This is a genomic window from Corynebacterium sp. sy017, assembly GCF_017918135.1.
GTDB lineage: Bacteria > Actinomycetota > Actinomycetes > Mycobacteriales > Mycobacteriaceae > Corynebacterium.
Genome location: NZ_RZUE01000003.1, coordinates 362332 through 386237, shown reverse-complemented (window position 1 = coordinate 386237; position 23906 = coordinate 362332). Strand labels below are relative to the sequence as shown.

The 23906-nt window shown below is 44.6% G+C and carries 21 protein-coding genes and 1 tRNA gene; 15 read left to right on the top strand and 7 right to left on the bottom strand.

Going from position 1 to position 23906, the window contains the following annotated elements; genetic code table 11:
- Window positions 1-114 precede the first annotated feature (114 nt).
- The 4 genes from EML15_RS08275 (at window position 115) to EML15_RS08260 (ending at window position 4892) form a co-directional block, all read left to right on the top strand.
- Window positions 115-1011: a LysR family transcriptional regulator gene (locus tag EML15_RS08275; protein WP_144274815.1), complete on the top strand. Its 897-nt coding sequence runs from the start codon at window positions 115-117 to the stop codon at window positions 1009-1011.
- A 146-nt stretch (window positions 1012-1157) separates the two neighbouring features.
- Window positions 1158-2645, top strand: a complete 1488-nt coding sequence (locus tag EML15_RS08270) for an aldehyde dehydrogenase family protein (protein ID WP_144274813.1) — start codon at window positions 1158-1160, stop codon at window positions 2643-2645.
- A gap of 11 nt (window positions 2646-2656) precedes the next feature.
- Window positions 2657-4045, top strand: a complete 1389-nt coding sequence (locus EML15_RS08265) for a cytosine permease (protein ID WP_185967224.1) — start codon at window positions 2657-2659, stop codon at window positions 4043-4045.
- A 73-nt stretch (window positions 4046-4118) separates the two neighbouring features.
- Window positions 4119-4892, top strand: a complete 774-nt coding sequence (locus EML15_RS08260) for an SDR family oxidoreductase (RefSeq protein WP_144274809.1) — start codon at window positions 4119-4121, stop codon at window positions 4890-4892.
- Window positions 4893-4974: 82 nt separating this feature from the next.
- Here the strand turns inward: EML15_RS08260 and EML15_RS08255 are convergent, their stop codons facing one another.
- Complete coding sequence (locus EML15_RS08255) at window positions 4975-5547, bottom strand: TetR/AcrR family transcriptional regulator (protein ID WP_144274807.1); 573 nt, start codon at window positions 5545-5547, stop codon at window positions 4975-4977.
- A 92-nt stretch (window positions 5548-5639) separates the two neighbouring features.
- Between EML15_RS08255 and EML15_RS08250 the strand changes: the two genes are divergently transcribed.
- The gene (locus EML15_RS08250; RefSeq protein ID WP_144274804.1) at window positions 5640-6116 is read left to right on the top strand and encodes a flavin reductase family protein; all 477 of its coding nucleotides are present in this window, start codon (window positions 5640-5642) and stop codon (window positions 6114-6116) included.
- Window positions 6117-6134: 18 nt separating this feature from the next.
- Window positions 6135-7466: an NtaA/DmoA family FMN-dependent monooxygenase gene (locus tag EML15_RS08245; RefSeq protein WP_144274802.1), complete on the top strand. Its 1332-nt coding sequence runs from the start codon at window positions 6135-6137 to the stop codon at window positions 7464-7466.
- 98 nt (window positions 7467-7564) lie between these two features.
- On the opposite strand, the gene EML15_RS08240 is transcribed toward EML15_RS08245, so the two are convergent.
- Window positions 7565-8134, bottom strand: a complete 570-nt coding sequence (locus tag EML15_RS08240; RefSeq protein WP_144274800.1) for a DapH/DapD/GlmU-related protein — start codon at window positions 8132-8134, stop codon at window positions 7565-7567.
- Window positions 8131-9153: a zinc-binding dehydrogenase gene (locus EML15_RS08235; protein ID WP_144274799.1), complete on the bottom strand. Its 1023-nt coding sequence runs from the start codon at window positions 9151-9153 to the stop codon at window positions 8131-8133. The genes EML15_RS08240 and EML15_RS08235 overlap by 4 nt, the downstream gene beginning before the upstream one ends.
- A gap of 141 nt (window positions 9154-9294) precedes the next feature.
- Between EML15_RS08235 and EML15_RS08230 the strand changes: the two genes are divergently transcribed.
- The 7 genes from EML15_RS08230 to EML15_RS08205 all read left to right on the top strand — a co-directional run bounded on the left by EML15_RS08230 (window position 9295) and on the right by EML15_RS08205 (window position 18327).
- Window positions 9295-10185 carry a LysR family transcriptional regulator gene (locus tag EML15_RS08230; RefSeq protein ID WP_144274797.1) on the top strand — a complete coding sequence of 297 codons (891 nt, stop codon included), beginning with the start codon at window positions 9295-9297 and terminating at the stop codon, window positions 10183-10185.
- A gap of 279 nt (window positions 10186-10464) precedes the next feature.
- Window positions 10465-12111: a class I SAM-dependent DNA methyltransferase gene (locus tag EML15_RS08225; RefSeq protein ID WP_246858206.1), complete on the top strand. Its 1647-nt coding sequence runs from the start codon at window positions 10465-10467 to the stop codon at window positions 12109-12111.
- Window positions 12112-12164: 53 nt separating this feature from the next.
- Window positions 12165-12914: a hypothetical protein gene (locus EML15_RS10155; RefSeq protein WP_246858205.1), complete on the top strand. Its 750-nt coding sequence runs from the start codon at window positions 12165-12167 to the stop codon at window positions 12912-12914.
- Window positions 12914-14095 (top strand): restriction endonuclease subunit S, encoded by a 1182-nt coding sequence (locus EML15_RS08220; RefSeq protein WP_144274795.1) that lies wholly within the window; start codon window positions 12914-12916, stop codon window positions 14093-14095. Before EML15_RS10155 ends, EML15_RS08220 begins: the two co-directional genes overlap by 1 nt.
- Complete coding sequence (locus EML15_RS08215) at window positions 14092-17181, top strand: HsdR family type I site-specific deoxyribonuclease (protein ID WP_144274793.1); 3090 nt, start codon at window positions 14092-14094, stop codon at window positions 17179-17181. Before EML15_RS08220 ends, EML15_RS08215 begins: the two co-directional genes overlap by 4 nt.
- A gap of 58 nt (window positions 17182-17239) precedes the next feature.
- Window positions 17240-17887: a SprT family zinc-dependent metalloprotease gene (locus tag EML15_RS08210; protein ID WP_349236856.1), complete on the top strand. Its 648-nt coding sequence runs from the start codon at window positions 17240-17242 to the stop codon at window positions 17885-17887.
- A gap of 128 nt (window positions 17888-18015) precedes the next feature.
- Complete coding sequence (locus EML15_RS08205; RefSeq protein ID WP_144274789.1) at window positions 18016-18327, top strand: ATP-binding protein; 312 nt, start codon at window positions 18016-18018, stop codon at window positions 18325-18327.
- An 8-nt stretch (window positions 18328-18335) separates the two neighbouring features.
- Here EML15_RS08205 and EML15_RS10225 read toward each other — a convergent pair whose 3' ends face one another.
- Together EML15_RS10225 and EML15_RS08195 are read right to left on the bottom strand one after the other, a co-directional pair.
- On the bottom strand, window positions 18336-19730 hold the full coding sequence (locus EML15_RS10225) for an alpha/beta hydrolase-fold protein (protein ID WP_144274787.1): 1395 nt from the start codon (window positions 19728-19730) through the stop codon (window positions 18336-18338).
- Between the two features lie 194 nt (window positions 19731-19924).
- A tRNA-Glu gene (locus tag EML15_RS08195) sits at window positions 19925-19997 on the bottom strand.
- Window positions 19998-20181: 184 nt separating this feature from the next.
- Between EML15_RS08195 and EML15_RS08190 the strand changes: the two genes are divergently transcribed.
- Together EML15_RS08190 and EML15_RS08185 are read left to right on the top strand one after the other, a co-directional pair.
- Window positions 20182-21492 carry a DNA repair protein gene (locus tag EML15_RS08190; RefSeq protein WP_144274785.1) on the top strand — a complete coding sequence of 437 codons (1311 nt, stop codon included), beginning with the start codon at window positions 20182-20184 and terminating at the stop codon, window positions 21490-21492.
- Entirely contained in the window at window positions 21482-21886 is a 405-nt protein-coding gene (locus tag EML15_RS08185; protein ID WP_144274783.1) for a hypothetical protein, read from the top strand. The genes EML15_RS08190 and EML15_RS08185 overlap by 11 nt, the downstream gene beginning before the upstream one ends.
- A 159-nt stretch (window positions 21887-22045) precedes the next feature.
- Here the strand turns inward: EML15_RS08185 and EML15_RS08180 are convergent, their stop codons facing one another.
- Window positions 22046-22918, bottom strand: coding sequence for a hypothetical protein (locus EML15_RS08180; protein ID WP_144274781.1), 873 nt, complete (start codon window positions 22916-22918; stop codon window positions 22046-22048).
- Window positions 22911-23879 carry an ATP-binding cassette domain-containing protein gene (locus EML15_RS08175; RefSeq protein WP_144274779.1) on the bottom strand — a complete coding sequence of 323 codons (969 nt, stop codon included), beginning with the start codon at window positions 23877-23879 and terminating at the stop codon, window positions 22911-22913. The genes EML15_RS08180 and EML15_RS08175 overlap by 8 nt, the downstream gene beginning before the upstream one ends.
- Window positions 23880-23906 lie beyond the last annotated feature (27 nt).

The following is a 23906-nucleotide window of genomic DNA, read 5'->3' as shown; positions in this document are numbered from 1 at the left end:
TATCAACTATCATTTTCCGAAAGTCTATATCTGAAAAAGTGATAAATACTCCTCCACGATATAAAACAAGGCGAATTAATAAGAGGGTTTTCATTGAACACAACACGACTTACCATGACTCAGCTTCGCTATTTCACAAGAGTTGCTGAATTGGGATCAATGAGCGCAGCCGCAGACGATATGTACATTGCACAATCCGCTATATCAACAGCAATTTCCCAATTAGAAAGTACTGTTGGAGAGCAATTATTTCACCGTTTAAGATCAAAAGGAGTATCTCTCACCGACGAGGGATTACGTTTCTACCAAATGGTCACACAAGGACTACGACAAATTGATGAAGCCGTAGAAAACATTTCCTCTGAGGAACTATCTGGCCTTTTGACAGCAGGCTGCTTTACAACACTCGGACAATTTTGGATTCCACCTGTCATCGAACAACTCAATTCCGCACATCAAGGTCTAACGGTTGAAATGCGTCAATACAATGCTGTCCAGTTGGAATCTGCATTACTTACACGAGAAATAGAAGCAGCAATCGCTTATAACTTTGACTATGGCCCCAATATAAAGTTCGAAGAAATTGGCACAGTCGATCTTTTCGCAGGGCTTTCCGAAGAACACCCGTTGGCAAAACGTACCAGCATAAAACTGGAAGAATTGATTTCAGATCCACTCATACTCCTCAATCTCGGAAAATCTGCAGACTATTTCTTGTCTGTATTTGATCGCGCAAACTTAATACCACAAATCGCCTACAAATTTGAGAGTTTCGAAGCCGTACGCTCCATGGCTGCCAGAGGTTATGGATACGCACTTCTCAATCAAGGTCCAACACATGGACTTACCAATGAAGGACTTCCACTTAACATGATCCCCATTGAGGGGTACTCCAGTGATCTACAAATTGGCATTATATCCCGGAACGATGAACCGCTTTCACGAAAGGGAAAAGCTTTTAGAGACTCATTCCATCATGTTTTCATGCAGGTAAATTCACATCACCTATAGTTTTCTAGATAATTTTATCCTTCTAAATCTATTTTGGAGATACCCTAATTCTTATTTTTCTGTTTTACACAACTGAAATGAACCAAAATAATGGTTAATCAATAGGTATTCGATATCTAATACTTTTCAGCGAACAGGAAACAAAGATGAATACAAAAGCCTACTGGGTCAATTTACAAAGCAATTTGCACTTCGACGGAAGACCATTTATCAACGGACAAAGGATCGAAACAGATTCCAAAAGAACAACAGAGAAAATAAATCCAGCAAACAATGAGTATATAGGCTCTTTAAGCCTCTCTGAAGCAAGCGATATCAATGCAGCAGTGGTTGCAGCTCGCCAAGCTTTCTCTCAAGGACAATGGCACACAAATGGAGTTACTTATCGAAAAGAATTACTAACTAAACTTGCAGCCTTAATTGATAAAAATGCTGAAGAACTCGCACTGCTCGATAGTCTAGAAATGGGAAAGCCCATTCGAGAAGCGGTAACAATAGATATACCCGGAGCCGCAGCTCTTTTCCGTTTCTATGCAGAAGCTATAGAAAAAATGGAAGATTCTATCCCGGTTACACCGCCTAAAGCAACAGCTCAAGTCACAAGAGAAGCGCTTGGAGTCATAGGAGTAATTGTTCCATGGAATTATCCACTTGAAATTCTGACGTGGAAAATTGCCCCAGCATTAGCAGTAGGAAATACTGTTGTAGTAAAGCCGCCGTTAGAGGCATCCTATTCAGCTCTGCGTTTAGCTGAACTTGCCACTGAAGCAGGTTTCCCACCTGGTGTTATCAACGTAGTTCCCGGCACAGGAGAGGAAGCAGGTCAAGCCCTTGCCCGACACAATGACGTGGATATGATAGCTTTTACAGGGTCTACCGAAGTTGCTAAGCTGCTCCAAATTTATGCAGGAGAATCGAATCTAAAGCGCTTAGCATTAGAAGCGGGTGGCAAAAGCTCAAACATAATCTTTGCAGACTGCGAAGATCTACAACTTGCTGCGCAAAAAGCTGCATTCGGCGCTTTTTACAATCAAGGAGAGGTGTGCTCTGCTAATTCACGTATTTTTGTGGAAGAACCAATATATGAGCACTTTGTGGAAAAATTTATTGAGGAAAGTAAAGCATACAAACCAGGCGATCCTCTAGACCCCTCCTGTGGAACAGGATCATTAGTATCCCAGTCACATACTCAAAAGGTATGGTCAGCAATAAAATCTGCTCAAAGCGATGGCACAATTCTTGCAGGAGGAAAGCGGCTACAAATCAATGGATCAGATTGCTATATTGAACCAACAATAATCGGTAATCTTCCAGGCGATCACTTCTTACACCAAACGGAGATTTTTGGTCCCGTAGCTATCGTGTCTTCGTTTAGAGAAGAACAAGATGCTATAGATGCTGCTAATGCCACTAAATACGGATTAGCAGCATCAGTTTGGACAAATAGCTTGTCCAAAGCAAATAGAGTATCGGCAGTACTTAACGCTGGGACAGTTTCTGTAAATACGGTTGATGCCTTGAGTTTTACTACTCCTTTTGGTGGTTTTAAGCAATCCGGTTTTGGTCGAGATCTGTCTGTTCATGCTTTTAATAACTACACAGATCTTAAAACAACATGGTTTCAATGGGGCTAAGGGAGAAAACAATGTATATCAAAGGATTAGAAACACGATCCATAGAATTTATTCCCGAATCTGAACGACGTGGTCATCCAGCTGAGCAATTTCCACTGTGGTTTTCCGTGAATATGATGGTTCTTACCACACTAACTGGAAGCATTGGGATCACCATTGGGCTCAATGTTTTTTGGACTTCTGTCGGAATAATCTTGGGAAATTTTATTGGAGCACTCTTTGTTGCAGGCCATGCAGTTCAAGGACCTCACTTAGGTATTCCACAAATGATCCAAAGTAGAGCACAATTTGGCTATTATGGTGCAGTACTCCCTCTAATTGCGACCCTCATTATGTATATTGGTTATGTAGCTAGTAACCAAGTAATAGCTGGTGAAGCCATAGCCGATGCAAGTGGTATAAATATCTTCTTTGGCATCATATTTTCTGGAATCATTGTTCTCATCATCACTTTTTATGGTTTCAATCTCATCCAAAAAACAGAAAAGATATTAGCAGTTCTTCTTGGTATCGGGTTTGTCGGTGTCACTATTATGGCGCTGAAGAAAGGGCTTCCAGAAAACGCTTTATCCATTACCGACTTTAATTTATCTGCATTTTTATCATTGATAGCGGCAACAGCCGCCTGGCAATTAACATTTGCACCTTATATTGCTGATTACACAAGATATTTACCGCCAAACACCAGTGGAAAAAAATTAACTTTTTACACTTACAGTGGACTCGTCGTCAGCACTACATGGTTGATGATCCTAGGAGCAATTCTTGCAACCGAATTCCGTTCCTATAGTAGTTCTCCAAGCAAAATTATTGCTGGCATGTTCCCTGAATCCTGGGCATCTGGAGTATATGTGTTCGTAGTTCTTGGGGTTATTGCAACAAATGTTCTCAACCTTTATGGGGCGTTCATGGCGCTCACCACAATTATCGACACTTTTATAAAAATCAATAATTCGCTATCTCTGCGTTTATTTCTATTCCTTATAGTATTTATTTCTTCCATGGGAATAGCAACTCTGGCATCTGGGGAATTTATGATTTTCTTCGGAAATCTACTAATCGTGCTGGGATATCTACTGTTTCCTTGGACAAGTATAAACCTAGCTGACTACTTTTTCGTCCGCAAAGGAAAGTATTTTATCCCAGATATATACACGCCACATGGTATATATGGAGCTTTCAATACCAAAGCTATATCTGCCTATATCCTCACTTTACTTGTGGAACTTCCCTTTGCAAAAACAGATTTTTTCACGGGATTCATCTATGAGCGGATAGGAAACACTGACTATTCATGGATTATCGCACTTGTACTACCAGGTCTTTTGTACTGCGCCTTCATGACAGTAGGCAAAGACAAAAGATCTGACGCTCATAGTGAAACAAAAGGAGGTTCATGATGAGCTATTGAAACTGATAAAAATCTTTCATATCTTGCAACACTACTCGTCACATAACACACATGGAGGAATTATGAACGGTCTTAAAGATAACGTATATATTGTCACTGGTGCCGGATCAGGACTCGGATATGCAACTGCAATTCGCTTGGTTACTGAGGGAGCAAAAATTGCAGTGGTTGACTTGCAATTGGCCTCAGCCGAACGCACAGTTTCCGAATTAAACACACTCAAATCTGAATCTGCTCTTGCGGTCCAAGCTGATGTCACGGATGCAAAAGCAGTCCAAGCCAGTATTAAACACGTTGTAGAAGTCTTTGGAAAACTTGATGGAATTGTCAACTGTGCGGGCATAGCTTTAGGCGAAGGAGGCGTCGTCGAATGCTCTGAAAGTGCGTGGGACAAGATGATGGCAGTTAACGTAAAAAGTATTTTCCTAACTGGAAAATATGGTATCCCTTATATTCTTAAAAATGGTGGTGGATCCATCGTTAATATCGCTAGCGTTTTTGGTTTTGTGGTCAATAATGATGAATGTGCATATGCTGCTTCCAAAGGAGCTGTCATTAACCTTACTCGCCAGATGGCTCTTCAACATGCTTCCGATAAAATACGTGTCAATGCAATCTGTCCAGCAGATGCCGATACCCCTATGATTGACGGTCTTTTGGGCGCAACAGGAGCAGAGCTGGACGCAGGAAAAGCAGAATTGGCAAAACCAATTCCTATGGGACATTTAACAAAGCCAAGCGATGTCGCAGCTGCGATTGCATTTTTATTATCTTCAGACTCAGCATTCATCACTGGTGTTGCATTACCAGTCGATGGAGGATTCTTGATTAAATAACTTCGACAAGTAAAAGATCCAGTTCGTAAAGAGTCACTGGATCTTTTTCTATATACCCCATCCCAAAATTCCAAGAAACCGCTCACGCCATCCATCCATGTGCCATGAGCTCATATAATGGTTCTGGATCATCTACGTGCTGCGCCGCCCACGCAGTCCCCAAAGTAAGTAAATATATATCTCGCCCAGTCACACCTGGGCGAATATATCCGTCCTCCCGAGCTTGTTGTATAAGATCATCTAGCACGGAAATGACATCATGGCATTGCATTCCTAATGGCGATGTCGTTTGCGATACCGCCGAGCGCATAGGTTCCGTCAATCCTTTATAGGTACCAAACCATTGCCCTAGCGCATGAACCTGCGCAAATAAACATTCGAGGGAGTTTGTACCTGCAGCATCTGCCGCTAATATCGCGGCTTCTTCTTTTTCTGCCAGAACAGCAGCCACTAACGCTTCCCTATTGGGAAAATGGCGATACAGTGTTCCTGCCCCAACCCCCGCACGCTTTGCGATGGTTTCCATGGGTACCTCTACGCCTTTTTCGTCGAAGGCTTGAGCAGCCACCTCAAGTATTCTTTGGCGATTTTTTTGGGCGTCAGCACGTGTTTTACGTGCTTTTTTCTTTTGTTCCGTATGTTCTTTTTGCTCCATACTTTCATCTTACACTTGAAAAGTGGAGAACCCTTCCGTATTATACATTTCATAAACGGAATACATCTCCACTTAACGAGAAAGAGGTCACGATGACACCACACCTTGATCCGCTGGAACTACGAAAAACTTTCGGATTATACCCAACCGGCGTCGCCCTCACCGCAGGGCATCTCGACGGCACCCCCATAGGAATGCTCACTAATTCATTCACAACCATCTCCCTCGATCCACCTCTCATCAGTCTGAGCTTTGCACACACCTCAACTACATGGCCACAACTGCAACAACTGGATCACATCGGCATTAGTATTCTTAGTGCTCACAATCTTGAAACAGCCACACTGCTCAAACGACCCACTGCACAACGCTTTGATGGAGTTGAAGTAATCACCCACAACACTGGTGCAGTAGTATTGCCCGATGCGGCGGCTCAGATTTTCGTCGAAAAGCAACAAGAAATAGAAGCCGGCGACCACACACTCACGCTCTGGAAAGTCACCGACCATATACACAATGCACACCATAATCCACTTGTCTTCCACAAAGGTCGCATAAACACTCTATAAATCCAGAAAGGTACAATCATGTCCAATAACACTCAAAAGAAAATGATCATCGGCATGCAGCTAGGCAACGGCTACGGATCACAAGTCACTGCTTGGAACTTCGATGGGGTAGATCCGCACAACTACAGCAACGTCGACTCGCACGTTCGCTATGCACAAAAGGCAGAACGCGGAAAGTTCCAGTTCATCTTCTTCCCAGACTCCCCTAACCAGACGATGGGATCCGATAAAGAAGCTCCTCAAATGACTATGGATCCACTCATCACTATGGCAGCCATAGCACGCGGAACATCAAAAATTGGTTTAGCCTCCACCGCATCTACCCAATGGAATGAACCTTATAATCTTGCCCGCCAACTCAAAACTCTCGATGTCATCAGTGGTGGACGTATCGGCTGGAATGCTGTGACCGGCTCCGATCCTCGTGGAGCAGCAAACTTTGGACAGAATATGGAATCCAGCGCTCACCGCTACGGCAGACTCCACGAGTTTGTTCAGATTGTGCAAGCTCTCTGGGGATCATGGGAAAAAGATGCCTTGGTTCTTGATAAAGAAAAAGGTATCTTTGCACGACGCGACAAAATCCGCCCTATCAACATGGCTGGAGAGTTCCTTGCCTCAGCAGGACCATTGCCTATTCCACCTTCTCCGCAAGGACAGCCTGTTATTTTCCAGGCAGGTGGCTCACCTAATGGCCTCCAGGTCGCAGGGCGCTATGCCAATGCCGTTATCGGCGCAACCTTCAGTATTGAGGATTCTATCCGCCAGCGTAATGCAGTACGCAAAGCTGCTGAAGACGCAGGCCGTAATCCTGATGAGATTAAGTTTTTTGCTGGTGTAATGCCAACTATTGCTCCAACAAAACGCGAGGCGTTGGATCGCCGTGGTAAGTTTGTGGAACCCAATATTTTACAGCGCGTTAATTACTTAGGCGCCATGTTGGGGATTACTCTCACCAGAAAAGATCTTGATTCCCCTATTGATCCCGCTGTACTGAAAAACGCTCATGCACACCCTGGTGATCCTCGTTCTGCCAAGGCATTAGAGATTGCACGCCAGGGGTGGAGTGTACGGGATATTCTTTACCACGGAATCATTGATTTCCACCCATCACCAGTGGGAACTGCGGAAGAAGTGGCTGATCACCTTACCGAATGGTTTGAGGCAGGAGCCGTAGATGGTTTCTGGTATTCCCCTGATGCTTATGAAGACGGTATCGACGCTTTTGTGGATAACGTCGTACCTATTTTACAAGAGCGAGGACTATTCCACACTGACTACGAGGGCTCTACCCTGCGGGAACACCTCGGAGCACCAGAGCAGTATGGTTTGGATCCACGGATACAGTAGTTGGATACAGCAGCATTTGAGTTTATAAAGATCCCATTGAGGACTATGCAACGTGTATCTTGGTACTACAGCGCCACGATACACGATAGAAAATCTGACTAAAGTTCACGAATGATCTTTGCTGGGTTACCCACCACAACTACGCGAGAGGGAATATCGCGTGTCACTACAGAACCAGCTCCTACAATAGCCCCATCACCAATGCTTACTCCGGGGAGGATGATAGAGCCAGATCCGATCCACACATCTGATCCTATTGTCACCGATTGAGGTTCCAGATTAGCCCGTTTATCAGGGTTCATTCCGTGATTCAGGGTTGCGATGATTGTCTTATGGCCAATCAAGGTGCGGTCACCAATGACAATTCCACCTTGGTCTTGGAAAGAGCAATCGGAGTTAATGAATACATCTTCACCTACCCGAATGTTCTTCCCGAAATCTGCGGTGAAAGGTGGGAAAAGGCGAAAAGTTTTTGGTGTTTCATGGCCGGTCAGCTCAGAGAAACATTCCTGGATGGCGGTCATATCTGAGCCAGCATTATTCAGGCGAACACACGTATCCCGGGCCTGTGCAGCATAGTTATTCATCAATTCCCATTCAGGGGAACCAGGCACCATTACTCCACCGGTGGCAAGAAATTCACGTAATTCTTTAAGAGTTATGCTCATGGACGCACCAAAACCTTAATTGCTTCACGGGTATCCATTAACCGATAGCCTTCTGCAATATCGTCAAGATTAATTTCTTTATCAAACACTAGGCCTGGGTTAATATCACCGGCGTAGATTTTTTCAATAAGTTTGGGAAGGTAACGACGCACTGGCGCGGGACCACCATGTAAGTGAATCAGTGAGAAAAATAGATCCATGCCTGGAATTTCTTGGTTATGTGATACTCCTACAAAACCAACAGAACCGCCTGGTCGAGTGGAATGAATAGCTTGCATCATAGATTCTTGGGTTCCTACAGCTTCGATAGAACCATGCGCACCCAAACCACCAGTCATGTCACGTATTTTCTCTGCGGCTTCATCACCACGCTCTTCAATAACATCCGTTGCTCCTAGTGTCCGAGCCAATGCTTGTCTCTGCGGGTGACGAGAAGAAATAATGATGCGTTCGGCACCCATTTCTTTGGCTGAAAGTACGCCCATGAGTCCCACTGCTCCATCTCCTATAACAGCGATGGTTTTCCCTGGTGCCGCGCCTGCAGCCTCAGCGGCAAACCATCCTGTCCCTAATACATCAGAAGCCGCAAGGAGACTCGGTAGCATTTCTTCAGTGGGTTTATCCGGTAGTGCAACGAGGGTTCCATCGGCAAAAGGGATACGAGCTTTTTCAGCTTGGACTCCAATACCTCCATGCACAAAAGAGCCGTTTACACAACGTGATGGGTACCCTGCTTGGCAGATGTCGCAGGTTCCGTCGGAGATAACAAAGGAACCCACAACATAATCACCAGGTTTTACGGTGGTAACGTCGGAACCAATTTCCTCTACTCGGCCTACATATTCATGCCCCATATGGAGATTTTCTGCATCTTCATGCCCACGATAAGGCCATAGATCTGAGCCACAAATACAGGCAACAACAATAGAAATCACTGCATCCTGAGGGTGTTCGATAACTGGATCTGGTAGTTCTTCCACGACGGGGTTTCCTGCGCCACGCATCATAACTCCACGCATATTTTCTCCTTACTTAACAGGTGAATACTGATGTGATGAATAGACATTTTCAAGGCTATTTCCCACCCAGATCTAAAACAAATAAGTATATTTCATATATCATTATGCGTATTTTGCATAGGATGGTGCAGAATAGATACCGTGACCACTCCGTTAAACTTAGAGCAGCTACAAACCTTCCTCACCGTCATTGATGAGGGAACCATGAGTGCCGCAGCTGATGTATTAGGCCTCAGCCAACCAGCAGTATCCAGGCAATTGTCCAACCTAGAAAAGCATATAGGTCAACAGTTACTCATCAGATCTAATAAAGAAATCACACTCACACCTGCAGGAGCATTATTGCAAGAACGTGCCCGAACGCTCTTATCCATTGCTGAAGGAACTTTTGAAGAATTAAATCCTTCATCTGGCACCCTGGCAGGTGAAATACGTGTTGCCGCTGCAGAAAGTACAACATTCCGATACCTGGTTACTGCAGCCCACCGGATAAGGGAAAAGAATCCCTCTGTCCGCTTTTCTATTCATTCTGGCGGTGGACGTGCTGTGGAAGATGGCCTTAATGATGGTTCTTTTTCTTTTGGACTCTTTATTGAGCCGTGGCCTTTAAGCCGTTATCACAGCATACAAATACCTGATGCCGATGAATGGGGTATCCTTGTTGCTCACAATTCTCCTCTCAGGACACGCAGTAGCATTGGGCTTAATGAGCTTGGAGAATACCCAGTTCTTGTCCCTGAAAATGTTGTTACTCCGCAAGGACTATCCCAATGGTTAGGCATATCTGGCAATGTGAAAGTCTGTGGAACATATAATCTGTTGTTCAACGCTAGCCTTTTTGTTTCTTCAGGCAATGCGGTAGCTATTTGCATTGGCGGGTTGAATGACCACCGCCCGGATGTACATTTCATCCCTTTTAACCCACCGATTCTTTCACGCCTTCATCTAGCATGGCCACGCCACAAGCTACTGTCTCCTACAGAACAAGCATTCGTGGAGACAGTACAGAGCATCATAAAGGAGAGTTCGTAACTGTTCTCCACTAGTGCCACCTAAAGTGAAGATCCATCAGAAGAGAAGGGACTAGGCAACGTTTGGATGCGCACCACACATACCGTCCAAAAATGATACGGCACTACCTATATTCTTAACTTCTCAGGCACAACACCAATTCGCAGAATATAATTTGAACATTGCATCACAGCATTGTGTTCGATCCTGTAAGCGAGTCAAACAAGTGATAGCCGAAGATAAAAGTACAGTAAGTATGAGCAAAAATAACCTGTAGGTTCTAAAGGTGGTGACGTGGTAATGGCCTTGAAAAAGTCCGATCTGTATAGTTCGCTCTGGAAAAGTGCAGATGAACTTCGCGGAAGTATGGATGCCAGTCAATACAAGGACTATGTACTGACGATACTCTTCGTCAAGTATGTTTCCGATAAGGCTAAAAGCGACCCTTTTAGCCTTATAGATATACCCGAAGGTGCTTCTTTCGATCATTTAATCACCCTCAAAGGCAAAACCAATATTGGTGAAGAAATTAACAAAGCTATTCGTCTCCTAGCTGAAGCTAATGATCTCCAAGGAGTCATTAACATCGCTGATTTTGATGACCCAAACAAGCTGGGTGAAGGTAAGTCAATGCAGGACACCTTGAGTAATTTGATTGGTATCTTCGAAGATATCGATTTCTCTGGTTCGCGAGCAGAAGGTGATGATCTTCTTGGTGATGCTTACGAGTATCTTATGCGCCACTTCGCCACGGAATCTGGCAAGAGCAAGGGACAGTTCTACACCCCAGCTGAAGTCTCTCGTGTTATGGCTAAACTTCTTGAGATTCCACGTAATGCTCCAAAATCTACAACAGTCTATGACCCGACCTGTGGTTCTGGTTCCTTGCTAATCAAAGTTGCTGACGAATCTCCGAATGGTCTGACTATTTATGGTCAGGAAAAAGATAACGCTACTTGGGCTCTTTCTCGCATGAATATGATCTTGCATAATAATGAAACACACACAATCAGGCAAGGTGACACTTTAGCAAACCCTAAGTTTCGTGACGGTAATAAACTTCAGACTTTCGACTATTTCGTAGCCAATCCTCCGTTCTCCGTTAAGACTTGGAAGAATGGTTTCGATTACCAATTCGGGCGCTTTGATGGTTTCGCTGAGCCTCCAGAGAAGAATGGTGATTATGCTTTCCTTCTTCATATGTTGAAATCTCTCAAACCTAATGGTCGTGGTACAGTAATTTTGCCACATGGTGTACTATTCCGCGGCAATGCTGAGTCAGCTATTCGTCAAGAACTCATTAAGCGTGGTCTCATCAAGGCTATTATTGGTTTACCTGCCAACTTGTTCTACGGCACAGGTATCCCGGCTTCTATCATCGTGATCGATAAAAATGATGCTGCAAACCGTAAGGGGATTTTCATGATTGATGCCTCGAAGGGATTTGTAAAAGACGGAGCTAAAAACCGTCTCCGTTCACGGGATATGCGCAAAATTATCGACACTTATCTCGGGTGTATTGAGGAGGAACGCTATTCCCGTATGGTTCCGATTTCAGAAATCGCTGATCCAAAGAATGATTACAATCTCAACATTCCTCGTTACATTGATAGTTCAGAACCTGAGGACATCCAAGATTTGGGAGGACATCTCAACGGTGGTATTCCTATTCGAGATATTGATGCGTTGGATGACTACTGGCAAGCTTTTCCGAATCTTCGACAAGAGCTCTTTAAGCCTCTCCGTGATGGTTATGTTGAACTAACTGTTAAAACAGAAGAAGTCGCTGAGACTATTGAAAGCTCTAACGACGTAAAGGTTTTCCAAGACATCAATTCGCGGCATATTGAAGAGTGGTGGGCTAGTCATAGGGAAACCTTGAAATCCATTGATTCACAGACCCCCCCCCGCATGAACTTATCCAAATCCTTGGTGACGATTTATTAGAAAAATTTAAAAAACGCCCACTGATCAGTGAGTATAGTGCCTATGAACAATTGATGAGCTACTGGCATGAGACGATGCACGATGATGTTGCTCTGATCATGCATTCAGATTGGAAAGAAGCTGCTCAGCCTCGTGAGGCTCGCATCACCGGCTATGACAACAAGAGAAAGCCAAAATACGAAGATGCAGATATTAAGTTCGGCACTGGCACGAAGACTCAACGTTGGGTGACTGATTTAATCCCACCGCAGCTCATTATTGACCGCTATTTCCCTGCTGAACAAGAAGAGCTTGAACAGCTTACTCAGCACCAAGAGCAAACAGTACAGGAGCTCGCAGAATACTTGGACGAGAACTCTGCTGAGGAAGGACTTCTTTATGAAGCAGTTAACGACGATGGCAACATTAAGAAAAAGGATATTACTGATCGCCTGAAGGCCGCTAAAGCAGAAAATGCTGATGCTGAAGAGATCGAAGCTCTTAATTATGCAAGCAAGTTATTCTCAGCAGAAGCTAAAGCAAAGAAGCAAGTGAAGGAAGCTACACTCGAACTAGATTTTGCTGTACTCAAAAAGTATCCGATCCTGACTCCTAATGAGGTACGACAGCTGGTCGTGATGGATAAATGGGGAGTTTCTATAGAAAAACGACTCAGACAAATTGAACTTGAGATTCAACAAAAACTCAACGAAAGATTAATAAAACTCGGTAACCGCTATGCCGTGACGGTAGAAGAGCTTGAAGCCGAACTAGAAGCTACCAAAGCAGTATTAGACAATTGGCTTGCGGAAATGGGGATATAATGCAGGAACTCCTGACCGATAAGAATCATGTGCCAACTGATACTACGGATTGGAATTTGACACGAATTGGCGATATTGCAGACTTCAGCAAAGGAACTGGACTACCTAAATCGATAATAGGAACCAACAAAAAGAACAAATGTATACATTACGGTGAACTTTTCACTGACTACGGTGCAAGAATCAATAAAATTAAAAGCACTACAGAATGGACTGGAAAATCTTTTTCAAGCAACAATGACGTACTTATGCCAACATCAGATGTAACACCACATGGTCTAGCGAAGGCAAGTGCTTTAACGAAACCGGATATAATCCTCGGCAGCGATATACTAATCATGCGTTTATCACCAGACAAAGCATTCGCACCATTCATTGCTTATTTAATACGGCATAACGAACAGAAAGTTTTGAAATTGGTAAGGGGTTCAACCGTTTATCATATTTATGCTTCTGATTTAAATAATCTTGAAATCCTACTCCCACCTCTACCGATTCAGAAGAAAATAGTTGAGATTCTTGACGCTGCTGATGTGAAAATCCAGACTCTCGAAAAACAACTTGAATCCACCAAAGCAATCAAGCAAGGCTTGATGCAGGAACTCCTGACCGGCAAGACTCGTTTACCGAGCTTTTCAGAAAAATGGAATATATCTACTTTTGGTAACGTCTTACAATTCATCCGAGGTTCCTCGGTTCCTCACCAAATAAAACATGGATCGATCCCACTTATTGCAGCAGGCATTAAACCTGCAGATTACATCGATACAGCAAACAGAAAAGGACCTGTGATTTCTATTAGCTCCTCAGGGGCGAATGCTGGTTATGTAGCTTGGCATGACTCCGATATTTGGGCATCTGATTGCACAACTGTGTCTCACGCAAAAGACATCACACTTAAATATGCTTTTTACTTACTTAAACTGAAACAGAATCAGATTTTTCTATCTCAAACTGGCGGTGCACAACCCCACGTCCATGCAAAAGACGTATCCCCCATTGAAATTCAATACCCTTCAGAAGTATCTGAGCAAACTAAGATTATTGAAATCCTAGACGCTGCTGATGCGAAAATCCAGGCTCTCGAAAAACAACTTGAATCCACCAAAGCAATCAAACAAGGCTTGATGCAGGAATTATTAAGTGGACGAACCAGGCTAACGACAGGAGACAAATCATGAACAAAGTAGGGCAAAAAGAAATTGTTACCCAAGGAAAAGTCATTAACCTTCTAACGCAAAACCTTGGCTATGAGTATCTCGGTGATTGGCGTGACCGTGATAATTCCAATATCCTCGAATCACTACTACAGCAAAACCTCGAGTCTCGTGGTTACGAGACCACTCTGATCCGTCGTGCTGTTCAGGAGTTCACGAAAAAAGCTTCACTCCCCGCTGGCGGATCTCTATACGAGGTCAATCGTAAAATCTATGAGCTTTTACGCTATGGAGTCAAAGTTCAGCATTCCGCATCTGAAACATTTGAAACCGTACAGCTCATTGACTGGGAAAGTCCACAGGCAAACCACTTTGCAGTTGCCGAAGAAGTAACAGTTAAAGGTCAGAACACAAAACGCCCAGACCTCGTTCTCTATGTCAACGGTATAGCTCTGGGGGTTATTGAACTCAAGCGCTCCAAAGTCAGTGTTAGTGAGGGGATCCGCCAAAATATAGGAAATCAAGGTTCACAGTTCATCCGTTCTTTCTTCACAACCGTCCAGCTTCTTTTTGCTGGTAATGACGTTGAAGGCTTACGCTACGGCGTCATAGAAGCATCAGAAAAATACTGGTTACAATGGAAAGAAACCAGTGAAGTACAGGAACCTCTCGACCGTGAAATCCTACAGATGCTGGAAAAAACCAGATTCCTAGAAATTATTCACGATTTCATTGTCTTTGACGCAGGTACAAAGAAAACATGCCGCTACCACCAATACTTCGCTATTAAAGAAGCACAACCTCGCATAGCTTCCCGTGAGGGGGGAATTATTTGGCATACTCAAGGATCCGGTAAAAGCCTCACAATGGTGTGGCTAGCCAAATGGATACGTGAAAATCAGGAGAATGCCCGTGTTTTAATTATCACTGACCGTACTGAACTTGATAATCAGATCGAATTAGTATTCGATGGTGTCAATGAATCTATTGAACGAGCATCTTCAGCTAAAAACCTGCTTGGACTACTAAACAAGAGCCAACCATGGTTAATCTGTTCACTCGTACACAAATTCCGTGGTGACAATGAGACATCCACTGATGACACTGAAAGCTTCCTCCAGCAACTGAAGAAATCGCGTTCTGAGGGCTTTTCACCAAAAGGCAATCTATTTGTATTCGTGGATGAAGCACACCGCACCCAGAGCGGCAAACTCCACGCAGCAATGAAAGAACTGCTACCCGAAGCTATGTTCATTGGCTTCACAGGTACACCCTTACTAAAAAAGGATAAAGCTAAGAGCATTGAAACCTTTGGCTCTTACATACACACCTACAAGTTCGATGAAGCCGTTACAGATGGAGTAGTACTAGATCTACGGTACGAAGCTAGGGATATTAGACAACGCCTAACTGGTCAACAACAAATCGACAAGTGGTTTGAAGCTCGAACCAAAGGCATGACTGATCTAACAAAGTCTCGCTTAAAACAACGTTGGGCAACAATCCGTGAAATTGAGTCCTCAGAACCTAGAGTACGTATGATCGCACAGGACATCATTATGGACATGGACAGTCAGCCACGTCTAAGCGATGGGCGAGGCAACGCTATACTCGTCTGCTCGAGCGTGTACCAGGCTTGCAAGTTCTACGAAATTTTTTCCAAAAGTCCTCTAACTGGAAAAATAGCGATCATCACAAGCTATGAGCCGACAGCTGCTTCAATCTCTAAAGAAGATTCCGGGTTAGGCCAAAACGAAGCAATGTTTAAGTACGAAGTTTACCGAAAAATGCTGTCAGATTACTTCGGTGTTTCTCAGGACGAAGCAGTAAAGCGGATCCCTGAGTTTGAAAAAGAAGTCAAAGAGACTTTTATCAATCACCCAGGACAAATGCGTCTACTCATTGTCGTCGACAAGCTTCTAACCGGCTTTGATGCTCCTAGCGCAACTTACCTATATATCGACAAGAAGATGCAAGACCACAGTCTATTTCAGGCTATTTGCCGCGTTAATCGTCTTGATGGAGGTGACAAAGATTACGGATACATCGTAGACTATCGTGATCTCTTCCAATCTATCAATGCGGCTGTCGATGATTATACTTCCGGAGCATTCGATGAGTACGAGAAAGAAGACATTGAAGGTCTGCTTAAGAATCGTGTTGAAGAAGAGCGAAGAGATCTCGAAGAAGCTCTTGAATACGTTCAGGCGCTATGTGAACCAGTCGCGCCTCCGCGTGGCACCTTACAATTCCAACAATACTTCTGTGCAAAGGACAGCGGCAATGCTCAACAACTTAAAGACAATGAATTGAAGCGAGTTGATCTCTATAAAGGGGTATCTAAGCTGGTGCGGGCTTTTGCTAATATTGCTAACAAAATGGCAGAAGCCGGTTATTCCACTACCGAAGCTCAACAAATCCGCAAAGAAGTCGAGTTCTACTCCGATGTATACGATGAGGTAAAACTCGGAGCAGGTGACAATGAAGATATCAAGCAATTCGAAGCTGGTATTCGTTCGCTTCTAGATACCTACGTCTCTGCAGAGCCTTCTAGACCCCTGGCATCTTTCGAACAAGGTTTAGTCAGCCTGATTGTTGATCGTGGTAAGGATGCCATCGAAATGTTGCCTGAAGGAACCAAAAAAGACAAGCGAGCTGTAGCAGAAACAATTGTAAACAATGTTCGTAAGACTATCGTCGATGAACAAGCCATGAACCCGAAGTACTATGAGAAAATGTCTTCGCTCCTTGACGAGCTCATCGAGAAACGCCACCAAGACAGCATAGGCTACGAAGAATATTTGGAAAAACTAATTGAACTAGCGCAACATGTTGGTAAGGGTTCAGGAGAAGACTCCGAGTATCCAAATTGGGCAAATACTCAAGCACGTCAGGCTTTTATTGATTTTGCTTGGCCAGAAGGAATTGTTCTAGACTTAGAAGATCTTTACACCGCTATTCAACAGAATAAAGAACATGACTGGCCTTCTAGCAAACCGAAAAGAAAAGCTCTAGCACGCACCATCCATCTCAATACATCTGGAAAACTAGAAACCTCAGTCATTGAGAATCTACTATCAGTTATCGAAAGACACAATGAGTTCCAGTAGAGGGTATATCTCGGTAAGCGGCCTAGAGATTGAGGTGTTATATAAGAGCATCAAGAATATGCACATCTCGGTCTATCCACCAATGGGGCGTGTGCGTGTAGCTGCACCTCACCGAATTGATGAGGATACGATCCGTCGGGCCATCACTCAGAGAGTGCCGTGGATTAAAAAAGAGCGTGAACGTTTCCAAAAAGCTACACGGCAAACTCGTCGTGAAATGATATCAGGTGAAAGCCACTATGTGTGGGGAAAACGTTATCTGCTAGACGTATCCAAGCACAGCGGTGTTCCCAAGATTGAGCTGTCCGGCAACACCTTATGGGTGTACTCCCCTAAAGATTCAAGCCCTGAAGATCGCTTCAAGATCCTTGACCGTTGGTACCGTCGTGAAATTAAGAAGGAATTACCAAGACTCATCTCCAAATGGGAGCCCAAAATCGGTGTAAAAGCTGACAAGATTCAAGTCCGACGTATGAAAACAAAATGGGGTACCTGCAATCCAGATTCAGCAAGCCTGTGGTTCAACCCTGAACTAGCCAAAAAGAATCCACGATGTCTGGAGTATATCGTGGTACACGAGCTAACACATCTCTTAGAACGGAAGCATAACGCACGTTTTATGGAGTTTATGGATAGATTCTTACCAGACTGGGAGTCACGCCAGGAAGAGCTGAACGAAGCACCACTTGCAGACGAAAATTGGTAAATATTAAAACCAACTTCACCACCAAGGATTCAGACAACCCAACAAAATCTGGAAACTGTACTTTCCACATCCACAAAATAATCGTCTTTTGTAAAGTATAGTTTCCATTTTTGTTGTGGTGAGCACTTTTGGAAACTACAGTTTACAGTCTTAAGGCGCTACGCCGCGGTTACCAAGTTTCCTCAGTGCGCAACGGCTCTAAGGAAATCGATTTTCGCATCACCCAAGCAGAAACAGAAGCCTTCATACAGGTTGCTTATCAAACCAACAACGACGATACCCTCAACCGTGAACTTGCAGCCTTCAACGGCACACCCCCAGGAGCACCCTGCTTCCTCATCACAGCAGACCTTATCCCACCCCAAACAGGGACTATCACGCACGTAGATGCCCTCAGTTTCCTCGCAGGAGATCCCCTACCCATGCTGGAAAAGAATTAGGACGCTTTCTAGTGGGGAGCGTTTTGAGGTGCAGGAGCTTCTGGTATCGCAGGTGGTTCAGGTGCTGCTTCAGGCTTCGGCGCCGCAGCTACCTCTGGTGCCACTTCTGGCTCTGGCTTGGGTAGTTTTGCTTTGTTCTGACGAGATAAGAAATCCCATGCTACTTGTGGAGTATCTGGTGTCCACCACCAGTTATGCCCTTGTCCACGTATTTTCCAGTGAACAGCCTCAGCAGCACATCCTGCTCCTCGTGTTACTTCAACGTTGTTGGGCAGTTGGCTAACCTGTGGCGGTTCTGTGCATTTATTCCGCTGTTGAATGGACTGGTACAGCGTCGGCGCTGATAGATATGGTGCGTCGTGTAGTAATCCACCTTCGTAATGGGTAAGGCGGTCGACGTCGCCATGCATAATTAGTGTTGGTACCATACCAGGTACACAGTTTTCATTGACTGGGTTGTAGAACGCGCCAGATATGCTCACGATTCCTGCCAGCATATCTGGTGCTTGGCATGCTAGGTTGGCAACAAAACCGCCGCCGTTAGACATTCCAAGTGCGTACACTCGATTGATATCTACGTTGAAGTATCCCTGCAGCTCAGTGAGGATTTGACGGGTAAATGCCACATCTTCTCCTCGTTTGGTGACGGCGTATGGTGCGCCTTCCCATGAATTATCAATACCGCGTGGATAGACGACTATGGCCTCATCACCGGCAGCCATATTGAGCAAGCGGGAGTATTTTCGGAAATTCTGCGGGGTATCGCCACGACCACCATAAGCGAAGATCACTGGGGTTGGCTTAGATTGGTCGTATTTTTTAGCCACGGAAACTAACGCATTACGCGCAGCCCCAGATTTTTGTGTGAAATCAATCGATGCGACGGTGCCAGGACGTGCGTCTTTCATATTCGACGCTGGTACGAATCCTGCTGGTGGTGCCCATTCTGGGGCTTTCTCCTGTGCAGGAGCTGGTGCGGGTGCTGGTTGTTCTGGGGCAGGGTTAGGCGCAGGTACTGCTTGCTCTGGAACAGGGGTCGTTGCAGGGGCAGATTTTGGTGACTCAGGTGCTGCTTCTGGCGCAGGTGCAGGTATAGGCGCTACGACATCTGGTTGCGGCAGCACTATTCCTTCCAAACCTCCTATCGATATGGGAGCAGGTGCAGAAGATGGTACCTCGGTTGCAACCGGGGAAGAAGGGGTACCTGGTGCGTTAGCTACTGACGCTGGGGGTGATGCTGGAGTATTTGGTACCGAAGCCGGAGCGGGGGCGGCATGAGGAGAAACCTGTGCAGGAATTTCTTGGGCATAAGCTGGCGCATTCGACAGTCCCGCACCAATCATCAGTGCAGAGAGACTGATAGTCACATTCTTGATTATTTTCGCATCAATTACATTAAGCACATTGATAACATTAGCAACAAGAATCTCAGCACTTTAAGCTTTGACACGCCGAAATGCAGGGATATACCATTTTTTGCAACAAATCTAGCGAATGGAAAACCTGACAACTCAAGCCAGACCAACATTCTTATTCTTGAGGAAAACCAGAGATAAGTTACACAAAAAAGAAAACCGCTCATTCCTGAGCGGTTTTGTACCCCGTACGGGATTCGAACCCGTGTTACCGGCGTGAGAGGCCGGCGTCCTAGGCCACTAGACGAACGGGGCTAGCATTCACCACGCTCCTACCAATCACGTGGTCTTGTGAAATTCTAAACAACCTCTTATTTTTATGCAAATATGCAGTTCAGTCCCCATAAATAATTTTCACACAACACTCTTGCAAAAACACGACTCTACACCTAATATAAATATCGAAACATTGTTCGATATTTTTCTTGGGGTGGGGTTTATGGAGCAACACAAGCATGATCACATACAAAATGGCAGTAACCAAAAAACATATTTTTGTATAGACCTTAAATCTTTTTACGCTAGTGTCGAATGCGTTGATCGGGGTTTAGACCCATTACGCACCAATCTAGTCGTGGCAGATCCTGAGCGCACAGATCACAGCGTTTGCCTCGCCATCACCCCACCGATGAAAACAATTGGCATCAAAAACCGTTGTCGGCTTCGCGATATCCCATCACACGTACGCTACACAGTTGCCTTACCCCGTATGCGCCGATATATGGAAGTATCTACTCATATTTATTCTTTATATCTACGCTATTTTTCACCCGAAGACATTTATCTCTATTCCATTGACGAGTGTTTTATCGATGCAACCAGCTATCTCAAACTATATAAAACGCAAGAGATAGATCTAGCTCAAAAAATCCTCAAGGAAGTCCTTGAACAAACCGGCATTAGCGCCACTATTGGCATTGGCACTAATTTATTCCTTGCAAAAGTAGCTCTCGACATCACCGCAAAACATTCTCCTGACGGAGTCGGCATTCTCGATGAAAACATTTTTCGCCACACGTACTGGTTCCACACTCCTATCACTGACTTTTGGCAAATAGGTTCGGGCATTGCTCGTCGATTAGCGAGACTCGGTATCTACAATCTTGGTGGCATTGTTGCTGCTTCACCGCAGAAACTCTATAAAGAGTTTGGTCAAAATGCGGAATATCTTATCGATCATGCCTGGGGGCAAGAACCATGCACTATTGACGATATTCACTCTTATAAACCGAAAAGTCATTCTTCATCACATAGCCAGATTCTGCCCAGCAATTACACTTTCGACGAAGCCCGCACAGTTGTATGCGAAATGGCGGATGCCAGTGTCCTAGAACTCATCGCAAAAGAAAAAGTGTGTTCTCATGTTTTCCTCTCTGTTGGCTACGCTCCAACCCCTGCCGGGGTACCGACGTATCGACATACTGGAGGAACTAAAAAATTAGGATATTTCACTAATTCCGCACAGACTCTGATAGAGAAAGTCCTCGAACTCTACGACACTACCACTCACACCACTGCCCCTATTCGACGAATCAGCGTCGGCTTTGGCGAACTCGAACCAGATACCTCGTTCACACCTTCACTTTTTGATGACGAAGAACAACTAGCCAAAGAACATACTGTGCTGAAAACGATTAATAATATCAAAGACAAATATGGCAAAAACTCCCTCATCAAAGCAATCAGTCTTAACAAGAAAGCCACTGCCAGAGAAAGAAATAAGCAAATAGGTGGTCATCGTGCAGGATAATGACTTTTTACTCACCGCAATACATAAACGCATAGCCACGTATGGAGAACACCGCGCACGCGTTTCTGCCCAACGCGCACGACAATTCATACCTTTTAATGCCCTCGCCGGATTTTATGAACAAGCAAAAAGCAAAGAAGCCTCCAGCGAGCATTTTATAGAACTCAGTGATGAGCAGGCACGGTATCTATCACAATTCATCACTACCCTTACCAAAGGTGATGAGATACTACTCACCTACTATGCACCCCAAACTCAAAGTAACCAAAATAAGTATGTCAGCATACGCGATACAATTGTTGAGGTAATTATTCCGCTGCAAATCATTCGACTAGCAGAACACACAATCCCATTTCATCTAATCAAAGAGATGCACCTCATCAATGGCACATAACCATAAACATCTTGTTGCTATTTCCCCCATTCCTCTAGATTCGGGAACTGGACACCACTACCAAACTACAAGGCCAACGAACCCATGCACCAGACAAGCACAAAGCGCGATATGCATTACACTGCACACCGCGCTTATTCCACAAACAATACTTAACGCCTAGCGCACGTCGTGAGCTTTATTTGACCACAGTCCCGCCACAACAAACACAATAACCCATCCAGCGAGAACAAGAATTGAAAGACCTGGAGTTACATATCCCAATTCCCTGCCTTGTTCTACGGTATTGAACGTACCATTCCACATAGAGTCATACCATTGCCCCATATTGGTCAGCACAGTTCCAGCACTGAGCTTACGCATCCACTCAAGAATAGGAGAAAGTTTCTCAGACATAATGAGCATAGGTTCAATGACCAAAAACACCACCAGTAAAGAGCCAATTGTCGCTACACGATTGCGTAATGTTACGCCCAAACCAGTCGCAATAGTGGTATAGAAAGGAACACCAAGCACAGACACTAATATCGGCTGCCATGCAGAATCAAAAACAAATGGACCCGATAAATCTGTAATGAGCACCAAAAAAGAACCAAAAACAGCTACTGCATTAAGCACAAACACAAAAAGCCACTGAACAATAAACCGAGCCCACAACCAATTAGAACGATTATTTTGCGTTAAAAATGAATGCGCAGTCATCCTATGACTGATCTCAGCGCTGGCACCACCGCCTAAAATAACCGCAAGAATCTGAGCAATCCATGTACCCTGAGCTGCATCTGACCAGGTAACTATGCTGGCTGGAATGTCATTGATTTGGTGGAAAAATACATTAAGCACAGAAATTCCTATTTGGCATCCCAAAAAAAGAATTATCCACACCAAAGTGCTACGCATGGTAAACAACTTTGTAAACTCAGCCTTCATAGCACTGCCAAAAGAAGGGTTAGCTGGCACCATTCGCCCACGTGCCTGCTGCTGCACAGGCTTTGCAACATCAGAAGTAACTGTGTTAGCTGTATTAGACATTTTGTGTTGCTCCCATCTTATATTCTTGCTTTGCCGAAGTAGCGGCAAGGAATCGTTGCTCTAGGTTTTCAGTCTTAGTGATCAACTCAGTAATCAACAAACGATGTTCAACCGCAATCTGGGCAATAAGATAACGCAACTGCGCCTCGTCGAACTGCTGGCTGTCTTCAGCGCTGATCCGTATTTTTCCTGCAGAATCAATAGAACTCGTATAGCCATAACCCCGCAATATCTCTATCAACTTTTCAGCAGGAGACTCAGTAGTAACACTGACATACGTTCCGCCGGACAAAAACTCATCCATGCTGTACTCGCCTACCATCTCTCCGCGAGCAATCACAACCAGACGATCAGCAGTCATCTGCATCTCGGAAAGCAAGTGCGAACTTACCAATAACGAACGCCCCTCACTTGCCAGATGGCGAATGATATTGCGCATCCAGGTAACACCCTCAGGATCTAGACCATTAACCGGCTCATCCATGATTAAATGTTGTGGATTACCCAATAATGCAGCAGCTAAACTCAAACGCTGCTTCATTCCCAAAGAATAACCCCCAGCTGCACGTTTTGCTGCTGAACTCAAACCGACAATCTCTAGGCACTCGTCTACTCGCGTACGTGGTACCCCGGCAGAGTCAGCCAATACCTTTAAGTGTCCTTTACCAGAGCGTTTAGGATGAAACCACGCCGCATCAAGTACCGCACCAGCGACATTGGATTTGTGTTTCAGAGAGCTAAAAGAACCAGAATAAGGTTGCCCGTTCAGATATGCACCAGAAAAATTGACGCTTCCTGCACTTGGACGATCAAGCCCCAAGATACAGCGCATTGTGGTGGATTTACCTGCTCCATTTGGTCCTAAAAAACCGGTGACCTGACCGTCGGGAATGCTAAAAGAAAGATTGTTGAGAACCTGCTGGCGCCCATAACGTTTAGAAAGGTTTTGCACAGTAATCATGCATATTATTGTTGCATGAAATAAGAA